Source organism: Microbacterium sp. NPDC055455 (assembly GCF_053619935.1).
On the sequence record NZ_JBSHLB010000001.1, the window covers coordinates 367,809 to 380,175 of the forward strand.

General features: G+C 72.2%; 13 protein-coding genes. 2 read left to right on the forward strand and 11 right to left on the reverse strand.

What is annotated here, in order from left to right; translation table 11 throughout:
- Positions 1 to 116 precede the first annotated feature (116 nt).
- Both ACWGUG_RS01525 and purU read left to right on the forward strand, forming a co-directional pair.
- Positions 117 to 1,766: an ABC1 kinase family protein gene (locus ACWGUG_RS01525; protein ID WP_378878752.1), complete on the forward strand. Its 1,650-nt coding sequence runs from the start codon at positions 117 to 119 to the stop codon at positions 1,764 to 1,766.
- A gap of 55 nt (positions 1,767 to 1,821) precedes the next feature.
- Positions 1,822 to 2,700, forward strand: coding sequence for a formyltetrahydrofolate deformylase (gene purU / locus ACWGUG_RS01530; RefSeq protein WP_378878754.1), 879 nt, complete (start codon positions 1,822 to 1,824; stop codon positions 2,698 to 2,700).
- A gap of 32 nt (positions 2,701 to 2,732) precedes the next feature.
- On the opposite strand, the gene ACWGUG_RS01535 is transcribed toward purU, so the two are convergent.
- The 11 genes from ACWGUG_RS01535 to pcaH form a co-directional block, all read right to left on the reverse strand.
- On the reverse strand, positions 2,733 to 3,524 hold the full coding sequence (locus ACWGUG_RS01535) for an IclR family transcriptional regulator domain-containing protein (RefSeq protein WP_452323608.1): 792 nt from the start codon (positions 3,522 to 3,524) through the stop codon (positions 2,733 to 2,735).
- Positions 3,525 to 3,554: 30 nt separating this feature from the next.
- Positions 3,555 to 4,727 carry a thiolase family protein gene (locus tag ACWGUG_RS01540; protein ID WP_452323609.1) on the reverse strand — a complete coding sequence of 391 codons (1,173 nt, stop codon included), beginning with the start codon at positions 4,725 to 4,727 and terminating at the stop codon, positions 3,555 to 3,557.
- A 1-nt stretch (position 4,728) separates the two neighbouring features.
- Entirely contained in the window at positions 4,729 to 5,421 is a 693-nt protein-coding gene (locus ACWGUG_RS01545; RefSeq protein WP_452323610.1) for a 3-oxoacid CoA-transferase subunit B, read from the reverse strand.
- A complete protein-coding gene (locus ACWGUG_RS01550) occupies positions 5,418 to 6,179 on the reverse strand; it encodes a 3-oxoacid CoA-transferase subunit A (protein ID WP_452323611.1) in 762 nt (253 codons plus the stop codon). Before ACWGUG_RS01550 ends, ACWGUG_RS01545 begins: the two co-directional genes overlap by 4 nt.
- A 139-nt stretch (positions 6,180 to 6,318) precedes the next feature.
- Positions 6,319 to 7,689: an alpha/beta hydrolase family protein gene (locus tag ACWGUG_RS01555; protein ID WP_452323612.1), complete on the reverse strand. Its 1,371-nt coding sequence runs from the start codon at positions 7,687 to 7,689 to the stop codon at positions 6,319 to 6,321.
- 80 nt (positions 7,690 to 7,769) lie between these two features.
- The gene (locus tag ACWGUG_RS01560) at positions 7,770 to 8,216 is read right to left on the reverse strand and encodes a MarR family winged helix-turn-helix transcriptional regulator (protein WP_336394289.1); all 447 of its coding nucleotides are present in this window, start codon (positions 8,214 to 8,216) and stop codon (positions 7,770 to 7,772) included.
- A gap of 39 nt (positions 8,217 to 8,255) precedes the next feature.
- The gene (gene pcaC, locus ACWGUG_RS01565; protein ID WP_452323613.1) at positions 8,256 to 8,657 is read right to left on the reverse strand and encodes a 4-carboxymuconolactone decarboxylase; all 402 of its coding nucleotides are present in this window, start codon (positions 8,655 to 8,657) and stop codon (positions 8,256 to 8,258) included.
- Entirely contained in the window at positions 8,654 to 9,433 is a 780-nt protein-coding gene (locus tag ACWGUG_RS01570; RefSeq protein WP_378878764.1) for an alpha/beta fold hydrolase, read from the reverse strand. The genes pcaC and ACWGUG_RS01570 overlap by 4 nt, the downstream gene beginning before the upstream one ends.
- The gene (locus ACWGUG_RS01575) at positions 9,430 to 10,821 is read right to left on the reverse strand and encodes a lyase family protein (protein ID WP_452323614.1); all 1,392 of its coding nucleotides are present in this window, start codon (positions 10,819 to 10,821) and stop codon (positions 9,430 to 9,432) included. Before ACWGUG_RS01575 ends, ACWGUG_RS01570 begins: the two co-directional genes overlap by 4 nt.
- Entirely contained in the window at positions 10,811 to 11,389 is a 579-nt protein-coding gene (pcaG, locus tag ACWGUG_RS01580) for a protocatechuate 3,4-dioxygenase subunit alpha (protein ID WP_452323615.1), read from the reverse strand. The genes ACWGUG_RS01575 and pcaG overlap by 11 nt, the downstream gene beginning before the upstream one ends.
- Entirely contained in the window at positions 11,389 to 12,258 is an 870-nt protein-coding gene (pcaH, locus tag ACWGUG_RS01585; protein WP_336394284.1) for a protocatechuate 3,4-dioxygenase subunit beta, read from the reverse strand. The genes pcaG and pcaH overlap by 1 nt, the downstream gene beginning before the upstream one ends.
- Between the last annotated feature and the right edge of the window lie 109 nt (positions 12,259 to 12,367).

Sequence of the window (12,367 nt, forward strand, 5' to 3'; positions counted from 1 at the left end):
GCGCTCACCGTCGTGCCGGCATGACGGTTGCGCACCGCGACGGCTTGCTCTAGGTCTCTTGTCCCCGCTGGGGAGGTCGGCGACAATGAGCCGATGGCGGAACGGCGATCGCGGCGGTGAGAGCGAATCTCAGCAGGTACCAGGAGATCGCAGACACGCTGGCGCGTCACGGACTGAGCTTCCTCGTCGGTGCGACGGGACTCGGCCGGTGGATCCCCGCCGGCCGTCGCCACCCGCAGCACCGGCCGGCCGACCCCGCCCTGACGAGGGCCGCTCGCCTCCGGCTCGCTCTCGAGGAGCTGGGGCCCACCTTCATCAAGCTGGGCCAGCTTCTCTCCACGCGCCCCGACCTCCTTCCACCGGCCTACATCGCGGAGCTTTCCAAGCTGCTGGATGCCGCTCCCCCCGTGTCCATCGACGAGATCCGGGAGACGATCTGCCGGGAGCTGGGCGCGGAGCCGGAGCAGTCCTTCGCGTCGTTCGATCCGGCCCCGCTGGCATCGGCATCCATCGGCCAGGTCCACGCCGCAGAGCTGCGGGACGGCACACCCGTCGTGGTGAAGGTCCGCCGCCGCGATGCGGTTCGGCAGGTGCAGGAGGACCTCGACATCCTCAACGATCTCGCCGACCGCGCGGCGCGGGCGTGGGAAGCCGCGCGCACATACGACGTGCGGGGAATCGTCCAGGAGTTCTCGCGGACGCTCCGCGCCGAACTCGACTACGTCCGCGAAGCGGAGAACGCCGACCGGTTCGGCGCGCTGTTCGCCGACCGCCCCGACGTGCTGATCCCTGGGGTCGTCTGGACGCGGAGCACCTCGCGTGTGCTGACTCTCGAGCGCGTCACCGGTATCAAGATCAACGACCTCGAGGCGCTGGACGAGGCGGGAATCGACCGCGGCGCGCTGGCGAAGACGGGCGCCGACGTCATGCTCCAGATGATCTTCGAGCACCGCTTCTTCCACGCCGATCCCCACCCGGGCAACCTCTTCGTCCAGCCGGACGGCAGCATCGCGCTCATCGACTTCGGCATGGTCGGCCAGATCAGCGAGGACCTCCGCGACCGGTTCGCCGACTTCCTCATCGCCTACGCCCTGCAGAACCCCGACGCGCTGGCCGACGCGCTCGTGCGCGTGTCGGTGACCAAGGGCAACGTCGATCGGGATGAGTTCCGTCAGGCCATGGCGTCCTTCATCGGGCTGGCCGCCGACAGGTCGCTGGGAGAGGTGGGGTTCGGCCGGATGGCCACCGAACTGCTCCGCGTGCTCCGCGAGCAGCGGCTGCAGCTTCCGCGCGAGGTCGCACTCATCTTCAAGGTGCTCATGGTGATCGAGGGCATCGGAGTGCAGCTGGATCCCGAGTTCGACCTCGCCGCCGTGTTGACTCCCTACGCGCAGCGGCTGGTCCGTGACCGGCTCTCCCCCGCGGCGCTCGCCAAGCGGATGGGTCGCGCCTCCACCGACGCCGGCGCCCTGCTGCTGGAGCTTCCCACGCGCCTGCGCAGGATCCTCGACACCATGGACGGCAACGGCGTCGAGGTCCACCTCCGTGCGGCGGAGCTCGACCCGCTGGTCGCCCGGACCGAGCGCATCGGCAACCGCCTGGTGGCCGGGATGATCACCGCCGCCCTGATCAACGCCGTCGGCCGCTTCGTCGCGGGTGACGAGCGGTGGCGATCGTGGCGGAGCGCCCTCGTCGGCGCGGGCATGACGGCCGCGTCCACGTTGGGCGGATACCTGCTCTGGACGGCCCGGCGACGCCGTCGGTGATCGGTGGGCGCCGAGCGGCGGAATCCGACGCGTCATCACACGGCAGAATCGAGGGATGACCTCGCCCGCGATGCACCTCAACCCCGACCACGCCTGCCTCATCGTCCACGGCAGCGACCAGCCGGGGATCGTGGCGGCGGTCTCGGCGATGATCACCCGCATCGGCGGCAACATCGTCGCCTTCGACCAGTACTCCGACAACCCCGAGGGCGGTGCGTACTTCCAGCGGGTGGTGTTCCACCGCCCCGGCTTCGCCGCCGACCGTCCCCGCATCGAGGACGAGCTCGCGCGGACGCTCGGCGGATTCGAGCTCGAGTGGTCGCTGACCGACCAGTCCGTCCCCAAGCGCATGGCGATCCTCGCGTCGAAGCAGGACCACTGCCTGCTCGACCTGCTGTGGCGTCACCGCCGCGGCGACCTGCCGGTGACGATCCCGATGGTGATCTCGAACCACACCACCTCGGCCGAAGACGTGCGCTCGTTCGGCGTGCCCTTCTTCCACGTCCCCTCCGTCGCGGGACCCGACAAGTCGGCATCCGAGGCCAAGATCGTCGAGCTGCTCAGGGGCAACGTCGACTTCGTCGTGCTGGCGCGGTACATGCAGATCCTCTCGGGCGACTTCCTCGCGCAGGTCGGCGTGCCGGTGATCAACATCCACCACTCGTTCCTGCCCGCCTTCATCGGCGCCGAGCCGTACAAGAAGGCGAAGGAGCGCGGCGTCAAGCTCATCGGCGCGACGTCGCACTACGTCACCGACGACCTCGACGAGGGACCGATCATCGAGCAGGACACCGTGCGCGTCACGCACGCCGACTCGGCGGCCGAGCTCGCCCGCCGCGGCGCCGACGTCGAGCGCCAGGTGCTCTCGCGCGCCGTGCTGTGGCACGCCCAGGACCGCGTGATCCGCCACGGCAACCACACCATCGTGTTCTGAACCGGATGCCGCGGGCCGCGGCATCCGTTCCCTCACACCAGGCGCAGCTCGGCGTCGATCGCGGCGGCGGTGCGCTGCAGCGGGGGCAGGTACTCATCGAGCACGTGCTCGACGGTGTCGCGCGTCGCGCTCGTCGAGACGTTCACCGCGGCGACGACGCCGCCGCGGCGGTCGTGCAGCGGCACGGCGACCGAGCGCAGGCCGGGCTCGAGCTCGCCGTCCACGAGCGCCCACCCCTGCTCCCCTACCCGCACGAGCTCCTCGCGGAGGGCTCCCGCCGACGTCAGGGTGCGGTTGGTGAGGGCGGGGAGGGCGGATGCCGCGAGCGCGGCCTCGCGCGCGGCATCCGGCATCCCCGCCAGCAGCACGCGCCCCATCGACGTCGCGAACGCGGGGAACCGCGTGCCGATGGTGATGCGGACGCTCATGATGCGGCGCGTGGGGACGCGCGCGATGTAGACGATGTCGCTCCCGTCGAGGACGGCCGCCGACACGCTCTCGTCGACCTCGCGCGAGAGCCGCTCGAGGTGCGGCTGGACGACCTCGGGGATCGACAGCGCGGACAGGTAGCTGAAGCCGAGCTCGAGCACCCGCGGCGTGAGGCCGTAGCTGCGTCCGACGCTCGTCGCGCCGGAGCCGCGGACGTATCCGAGCTGCTCGAGTGTGCGCAGGAACCGGCCCGCCGCCGCGCGGGTGATGCCGGCCCGGCGTGCCACCTCGCTGAGCGTGAGCTCGGGGTGCTCGGCGTCGAAGGCCCGGATGACGGCGAGCCCCCGGGCGAGCGACTGCACGGTGTCGTGGGTGCGGCCCGCGGCTTCGGTCACCGGCTCACCCTACCCGTCCGGCTCCGCGGCTCAGCGCTCGAGCACGACGGCGAGGCCCTGCCCGACGCCGATGCAGATGGCGGCGACCGCGACGCCCCCGCCGCGACGGCGCAGCTCGTGCGCCGCGTGGCCGATGATGCGGCCACCCGACGCGCCGAGCGGATGCCCGATCGCCAGCGCGCCGCCGTGGATGTTGACGCGCTCCGGGTCGAGCTCGGGCCAGCCCTGGATGTCGGCGAGCGACTGCGACGCGAACGCTTCGTTGAGCTCGACGAGGTCGACGTCGGCCCAGGTGCGGCCCGCGCGGGCGAGCGCCTTGTTCGCCGCCTCGATCGGCGCCAGCGGGAACTGGTCGGGGTCGACGCCGTGCGCGGCGCGCGCCGTGATGCGGGCGAGGGGCTCGCCGTCCAGCGCCCCTTCGCGGGCGAGCAGCACCGCCGAAGCGCCGTCGTTGATGGGCGAGGAGTTGCCGGCGGTCACGCTGCCCTGTCCGTCGGCGGCGAACAGCGCCTTGAGACCTGCCAGCTTCTCGACGGACGTGTCGTCGCGGATGCCCTCGTCGCGCGCGAGCTCGGCGCCCGGGACCTGCACGATCTCACCGGCGTAGAGGCCGTCGGCCCAGGCCTGGGCTGCGAGGCGGTGCGAGCGCACGGCGAACTCGTCCTGGGCCTGGCGCGAGATGCCCTGCTCCCGGGCGGTCTTCTCGGCCGACTCGCCGTTGGAGATCGTCCAGTGCCTCGGCAGCTGCGGGTTGGTCATGCGCCAGCCGATCGACGTGTTCCACAGCGTCTGGTTGCCGACGCTCGGCCACGGCCTCGGCGACTTCTCGACGACGAACGGCGCGCGGCTCATCGACTCCACGCCTCCCGCGAGCACGACGTCGGCGTCTCCGGCATCGATGGCACGGGACCCCTGGACGACGGCCTCGACCGACGACGCGCACAGCCGATTCACCGTGACGCCGGTGACGGTCGTCGGCAGGCCCGCCAGCAGCGCGGCCATGCGCGCGACGTTGCGGTTGTCCTCCCCCGCCTGGTTGGCGTCGCCGAAGATCACGTCGTCGATGCGCGCGGGATCCAGGCCCGTGCGCTCGATCGTCGCCCTCATGACGACGGCGGCGAGGTCGTCGGGGCGCACCGCCGAGAGGGCGCCGCCGGCGCGTCCGAACGGCGTGCGGACGGCGTCGTAGATCCAGGTCACCATGTCATTCACCTTCCCGGATGCCGGGGGTCGAGGCATCCGTCAATTCCAGGCCCGTGAGCGCGGCGAGGAGCTGGACGGTGTTGTCGCCGAACGCCTCGCGCACCGCGAATCCCCCGGGCGTCACGTCGAAGACGGCGTGGTCGGTGTAGACGCGGGTGACGCAGCCGACGCCGGTGAGCGGGTACGTGCATGCTTCGACGAGCTTGGACTCCCCCGACTTGGTGAGGAGGTCGGTCATGACGTAGACGTTCTTCGCGCCGATCGCGAGGTCCATCGCGCCGCCGACGGCGGGGATGGCACCGGGGGCACCCGTCGACCAGTTGGCGAGGTCGCCGCCCTGCGACACCTGGAACGCGCCGAGGACGCACACGTCGAGGTGGCCGCCGCGCATCATGCCGAACGAGTCGGCGTGGTGGAAGTAGGCGGCGCCGGCGAGCGCGGTGACGGGTTGCTTGCCGGCGTTGATGAGGTCGGGATCGATCTCGCCGGCGGCGGGCGACGGCCCCATCCCGAGCATCCCGTTCTCGGTGTGCAGGATGATCTCCTGGTCCTGCGGCAGGTAGTCGGCGACGAGGGTCGGCGCCCCGATGCCGAGGTTGACGTACGAGCCCTCGGGGATGTCCCGGGCGATGCGGGCCGCGAGCTGCTGGCGCGTGATGCGCGTGCCCTGCGTCCTCGGTTCGCTGACGCTCACTGGTCGACCTCGATTCCGGATGCCGCGTCCGCCGCGAGCGGACGCCCTTCGATGTCCACGCCTCCGACGAAGGCGCCGCCCTCGAGCCACGCCCGCTCGCCCACCGCGACGACGCGGTCGACGAAGATGCCCGGCGTCACGACGGCCTCGGGGTCCAGCGTGCCGAGCGGCACGAGCTCGTCGACCTGCACGATCGTCGTCGTCGCGGCGGCGGCCATGATGGGCCCGAAGTTGCGCGCGGTCTCGCGATACACGAGGTTGCCCCACCGGTCTCCGCGGTACGCGCTCACGAGCGCCACGTCGGCTTTGATCGGGTACTCCAGCGCGTACAGACGGCCGTCGATCTCGCGGATCTCCTTGCCCTCGGCGAGTTCGGTGCCCACGCCCGTCGGCGAGAAGAACGCGCCGATCCCGGCGCCGGCCGCGCGGATGCGCTCGGCGAGGTTGCCCTGCGGCACCAGCTCCAGCTCGATCTCGCCCGCCCGGTACAGGCCGTCGAACACCCACGAGTCGTGCTGGCGCGGAAACGAGCACAGGATCCTGCGCACCCGCTTCTTCGCGAGGAGCGCGGCAAGGCCCGTATCGCCGTTGCCGGCGTTGTTGTTGATGATCGTGAGATCGCTCGCGCCCTGGGCGATGAGCGCATCGATCAGCTCGACGGGCTGACCGGCGCGGCCGAAGCCGCCGATCATGATGGTCGCCCCGTCGCGGATGCCGGCGACGGCCTCCGCGACGGACGCCACGGTCTTGTCGATCATCGTTGCGCCTCCTTGTGTTCGTCCTGCGAACACCTGTCCGTCTAACGGACACGATACCGCAGCGCGTCTCTCACCGCCAGGGCGAGACGCCGAGGACGGCACCCGGCACGGATGCCGCCCTCGGTTCAGTTCGGCGCCGTCAGCGGCGTCCCTCCCGGTCGCCGAGGAACTCGCCCGGCTGGGTGGGGACGAACGCCGACCCGCTGTCATGGAGCGACGCGGCCAGCTGGTTCATGCGCTGCGCGGACTGCCCGACCGCGCCCCAGTTGCCCGTCTCGACGCGGTCCAGGAGCGCCTCGATCCCCGCCGCGATCTCGGCAGGCGTGAAGCTGCAGTGCCCGACCCGGTCGACCTGGAACTGGCGCAGCAGGCTGGTGTCTCCGGCCGTGCGGACGTCCTCGGCGTACTCCTCCTCGACCTGGATCGGCGCCAGGATGTCGTCGAGCGTGTGCAGCGCGATGACCGGCATCTGCAGGTCGCCCGAGAGCCCCGACGAGGCGCGCAGCGTCTCGACCGAGCCGGGGTCGGCCACGACGTCCGCGGTCGCGGTCAGGGTCGCGAGGTCCGCCTTGAGGTCCAGGCCGGCCTCGCGGTACAGCTCCTGCACCAGCCCGCGGTCCTCGGACTGCGCGAAGAGCTTGTGGTAGTCCACTCCCGCATTCCAGGTCGCGTTGCCGCCCGCCGTCGACTCGATGTCGAAGCGGCCGGGGGTGACGAAGCCGATCGTGTCGAGCAGCTGCTCGTACAGCCCCTGCTGCAGCACCGCCGGGTCCGTCGGCGCGTCGGCCGCGGCCGCGCCGTCGGAGATGTGGAACAGCGCCGCGGCCAGCGCGATGCGCGCCTTCCCCTCCGGTGTCTGCTGACCGGCCTGCACCGCCGCGCTCAGCGCGCCGGAGGCGGCGAAGGCGTCGCCGAGCGTCGCGTAGCCCTCGATGTCGATGTCCTGGGCCGGCGCGAGCAGCTGGTCGATGGCGTGCGCTCCGTCGAGCTGGTAGTTGTTCAGATCGACGGCGCCCTCCATCAGCCCGCACGTCGGCATCGCCCCGTCGATGAGGTCGCCGGCGCTCTCGGCGATGCGGCCGGTGACGAGACCGCCCATCGAGGTGCCGTAGGCGAGGATGTGCTCGGGGTCGAGTCCGGTCTCATCGAGCATGGCGTCGAGGGACTGCAGCTGGTCGTCGACCGCGGTCGGCACCGCCCAGCCGCTGGACGCGTACGACGACCCGACGAGCGCGTAGCCGCGCTCGAGCAGCAGTGCCTTGGTCGCGCCGTCCGGGGCGACGGAGGCCGGGTTGCCGGGGATGAACGAGGGCCGGTAGCCGTGGCTGTACAGCAGCACGGTGCCGTTCCAGTCGGCGGGGACCGACGCGAGCCAGGTCGTGCCGTTGGAGAGCGAGCCGGCGTACTCGCCGCCGGTGTCCGCGAGGGCGGGTGGCGCGACAAGGCCGACAGACAGGGCGGCGGCGGCGACCGCGGCCAATCCGATGGTTCGGGTGCGGAGCTGGGACATGTGGGGTCCTTCCGTGTCATCGTCGACAGGGCGCCGTCATCGGCGACGGAGCTAGGACCAATTATCAAGTTTCCTGAACGTCAGTCAACCGGTTCCGTGGATTGCTCGAGGGCGCGCCGGGCCTCCTGGAGCCAGCGTCCGAGCGCCGCGCGCTCCGATCCGGACCGCCCGCCGAACGCCACGGCCTCGATGCGGTCGACGTCGTCGCGGCACGCGGACAGCAGCGCCACGCCGGCCGGAGTCAGCGAGATCGCCATGCGGCGCCGGTTCTCGGGGTCGCGGACGCGGTCGATCAGCCCCGCGTCCACCAGGGCGCGCACGATTCCCTCCATCGCCTGCGCCGTCACGAAGGCGTGCCGCGCCAACTGCGACGAGCTCATCCCGGGGTGCTGCTCGAGCACCGTCAGCGCGGTGTACTGCGTCACGGTGATGCCGTGCGGCCGCACCACGTCGTCGAGGCGTCCGCGGACGGCGAGCTCGACCTGCTTGACCTGGTAGAGGATCCGGGGTGCGTGTTCGGCCGTCATGCGCTCCCCGAGCCCGTCATGCGATGAAGCATACGGGCGTCAGGACTCGTCGGCGAACACGTCCTTCGCGATGCGGAACGCGGTGTTCGCGGCCGGGACGCCACAGTACAGCCCCGCCTGCAGGATCACCTCCCGGATCTCGTCGACGGTGAGGCCGTTGCGCCGCGCCGCGCGCAGGTGCATCGCGAGCTCCTCGTGGTGACCGAGCGCGATGAGCGCCGTGAGCACCGCCACCGAGCGCGAGCGGCGGTCGAGCCCTGGCCGCGACCAGATGTCGCCCCACGCGACGCGGGTGATGAAGTCCTGGAAGTCGGCCGTCAGCTCATCGGCGCCGGCGATCGCACGGTCCACGTGCGCGTCCGAGAGCACCGCGCGACGCACCGTCATGCCCTGGTCGTAGCGCTGCTGGTCGGTGAGGCCCTCGCCGTCCGGGCGGGTCATGCGGCGCGCTCCGCCGCGTGGGCGTCGAAGAAGCCGAGGAGGGCGTCGGCCGTCGCGGCCGGCGCGTCGGCGGGCGGCAGGTGCGCGGCATCCGCGATCCCGATCGCCTCGCCGCGCTGCACGCCGTCGGCGATCTCGCGAGCGGATGCCTCCGGCGTGACGCCGTCGTGATCGCCCCACACCGCCAGCACCGGGGTGGCGATCTCGCCCAGCCGATCGCGCACGTCGAAGCCCGCGAGCGCCTCGCAGCACAGCGCGTAGCTCTCGTCGTCGGCGTCCTGCAGCGCGTGCAGCAGCCGGCCGGTGATGTCAGGATCGCGCTCGATGGATCCCGGCGCGAACCACCGCTGCGCCGAGCCGATGATGAGGCTCGAGGTGCTCTGCGCGCGCACCTGGGCCGCACGCTCGTGCCACGCTGCGGCCTCGCCGATCGCGGCGCCCGAGCACACGATCGCCGCTGCGCGGACGCGATCCGGATGCCGCAGCAGCAGCTCGAGCCCCACGCAGCCGCCGAGGGACACCCCGGCGTACAGGAACTCTCCGTCGATGCTCGCGGCCACGGCGTCGGCGAGGTCGGCGATGGAGAACGGTGCGGCGGCGGCCGGTGCGGCGCCGTGACCGGGGAGGTCCCAGGCGATGACCCGGTACTCCTGCGCGAGCGGGGGCAGCGCGCGCTCCCACAGCAGGGTCGAGGTCCCGAGCGACGGGCCGAGGATCAGGGTCGGCGCGGCGATCGGGCCGACGGGTGCGGTGAGCGAGATGGCGGGGACGGTCACTCTGTCTCCTGTGGGGTGACGGCCTCGTCGACGAGGCGTGCGGCGAGGCCCGTGTACCGGGCGGGGTCGAGCAGGTCGGCGACGAATGCCTCGGCGCTCCGGCCGCGGTCGGCGGCGAGCGCGCCGACTTCGGGGAGCGCCGCGAGCGCCGCGGCGAGGTCGCCGTCGGCGCCGGCCTCGAGGACGAGCCGCGACACGCGGGCCGGTCCGAGCGCGGGGCCGAGGACGAGCGAGAGCCGCTCCGCGAGGATGAGCCCGCCGCCGGCGTCGAGGTTGCGGGTCACGGCGTCGGTGTCGACGTGCAGGCCGGCGACGAGGGTCGCGGCGTGGGCGGTCGCGCCCAGCGCGAGACGCAGCAGTTCGCGCAGCGTCGGCCACTCCGCGTGCCAGGCGCCGTCGGGGCGCTCGTCGACGGCGAGCGCCGACGCCAGGTGCAGGGTCGCGCCGAGCTGCGGCGCGCGCAGCGCGGCGGAGCGGATGAGGACGGATGCCGCGGGATTGCGCTTCTGCGGCATCGCCGACGATCCTCCGCCGGTGCCCTCGGCGAGCTCGCCGATCTCGCTGCGGCTGAGGGTGGCGACGTCGGCGGCGATCTTGCCGACCGCGTCGACGGCCTGCACGAGGGCGTCGCCGAGCCCGGTCACCGGCCAGCGCGCGGTGTGCCACGGCGCCTCGGGCGCGGCCAGTCCGAGCTCGCGCGCGTAGGCGGCCGGCAGCCCCGCCGCGGTCTCGGCTCCGCCGAGCTCGACGAACGAGGCGAGCGTTCCGGCTGCGCCGCCGAGCTGCACGGGGAGCGCGTGCCCGGCCTGCTCGAGGCGTCCCTTGGCGTGGGCGACGCCTCGCAGCCAGCCGGCCGCGCGCAGGCCGACGGTGGTCGGCACCGCGTGCTGGGTGAGCGTGCGCGCCGCGGCGACCTCGTCGCGGCGCGAGCGGGCCAGCGAGCGCAGCGAGACCTCGGCGTGTGCGAGCGCGGCGATGACCTTGCTGGTGGCCGCCCGCGCGACGAGCATCAGCGCGGTGTCGAGGATGTCCTGGCTGGTGGCGCCGCGGTGGATCCACAGGCGCGCGTCGGTGCCGACGCGCTCCCTGAGCACGCCGACGAGCGGGATCACCGGGTTGCCGCCGGCCACGGCCGCCGCCGCCAGCGCTCTCCCGTCGACGCCGTGATCGCGGCATCCGCGCAGTGCGCCCTGCCAGCCGAACTCCGTCTCGATCTCGTCGACGGCCTCGGCCGGCGCGAGGCCCGCCTCCAGGAGGGCGCGGGCGAGGCCGACCTCGGCCGTCACGAGCGCGTCGAGGATCGCGGCATCCGTCACCGTCTCGTCGTGACCGACGGTCACCGGCGAGAGCAGCCCCTCGTCGAGAGGGGGGTGCGGATCAGAAGGCAAGGAACACGGTCTCCTTCTCGCCCTGCAGGTGGATGTCGTGGTGCAGGCTGCCGTCGGGCCGGCGCGTCGCGATGAGCGTAGCGCGCTCGCCCTCGTCGAGCGAGGACAGCAGCGGGTCGGCGGCGAGGAGATCCTCGTGCTCGGGCAGGTAGATGCGCGTCACGAGCTTGTCGGGAAGCCCCCGGGCGAACACGATCACCGAGAAGAACGGCGCGCCCCCGTCGACCGGACCGGGGTTGCGGGTCCAGAACTCGTAGTGGCCGACATCCGTCGTCGCGGCGCGCCCGAATCCGGTGAACGAGTGGTCGTCGCGGCGGAACGCGCCGTGCGCGCGCGGGATGCTGCCGTCCTCGTCGGCGCTCCAGATCTCCACGACGGCGTCGGGGATCGGGTTGCCGGCGCCGTCGAACACGGTGCCGCCGAGCACGATCGCACCCGGGCTGTGCGGGAAGACGACCTCGTGCTTCTTGGGGTAGTCCAAGCCGAAGGCGAAGAACGGGCCGACGGTCTGGCCGCCGGTGGGCTCGTGGGTCTTGGGGCCCAGGTCGCGCTGGGTGCGAGCGGCCATCAGTGCTCTCCTTCTTCGGGCTCGAACCAGGTGGCGTCGGGTCCGTCGACCACGATGTCGAAGCGGTACCCCATCGAGAACTCGGGCACCGACAGGTCGTGGTCGTACAGCCCGATCAGGCGGTCGCGGTCCTTCTGGCGCCAGATCGTGTTGTAGATCGGGTCCAGCGGGAACAGCGGGTCGCCCGGGAAGTACATCTGCGTCACCAGACGCTGGGTGAAGCCGCTGCCGAAGATCGAGAAGTGGATGTGGGCGGGGCGCCACGCGTTGACGTGGTTCTTCCACGGGTAGGCGCCCGGCTTGATCGTCGTGAACTTGTAGAACCCGTTGTCGTCGGTGACCGTGCGCCCGGCCCCGGTGAAGTTCGGGTCCAGCGGCGCGGGGTGCTGGTCGCGCTGGTGGATGTAGCGGCCGGCCGCGTTGGCCTGCCAGATCTCGACCAGCTGGTTCGCCAGCGGACGCCCCCACGAGTCGAGGAGCCGGCCCTCGACCGTCATGCGCTCGCCCTGCGGCTCGCCGATGTGCTGCAGCGTGAGGTCGGACTCGATCGCCGCGACGTCGCGCTGGCCGAAGGCCGGTGACCACAGCTCGATGGTCTCGGGGTCGACGAGCTTGGGGTTCTTGGTCGGATGCCGCAGCAGGCTCGACCGGTAGGGCGGGAAGTCGTGGAGGCTGATGTTCAGCTTCTCGCCGGCCTCCTCGCGTCGCGCGGCGGCGGCGTGGTAATCGACGATCTCCTGCGTGATCTCGTTCTGCGTCAGCTGGTCGGGCGAGGCCAGCAGCGACTCGGGCGCTGCCACCGTCTGCTCGAGAACCACCGACGACGAGAACGCCTCTTCACCCCGGGGATCGGGCTGCGTCGCACTCATCAAGGTCTCCTTCGACGACTCGGGTCGTCCCAGCGTCGCACCGGCGCCGGGCCGTGCGGGCTCGCACTCCCACTCAGTGGGATCGACGGATGCCGCGGGCCGAGGCATC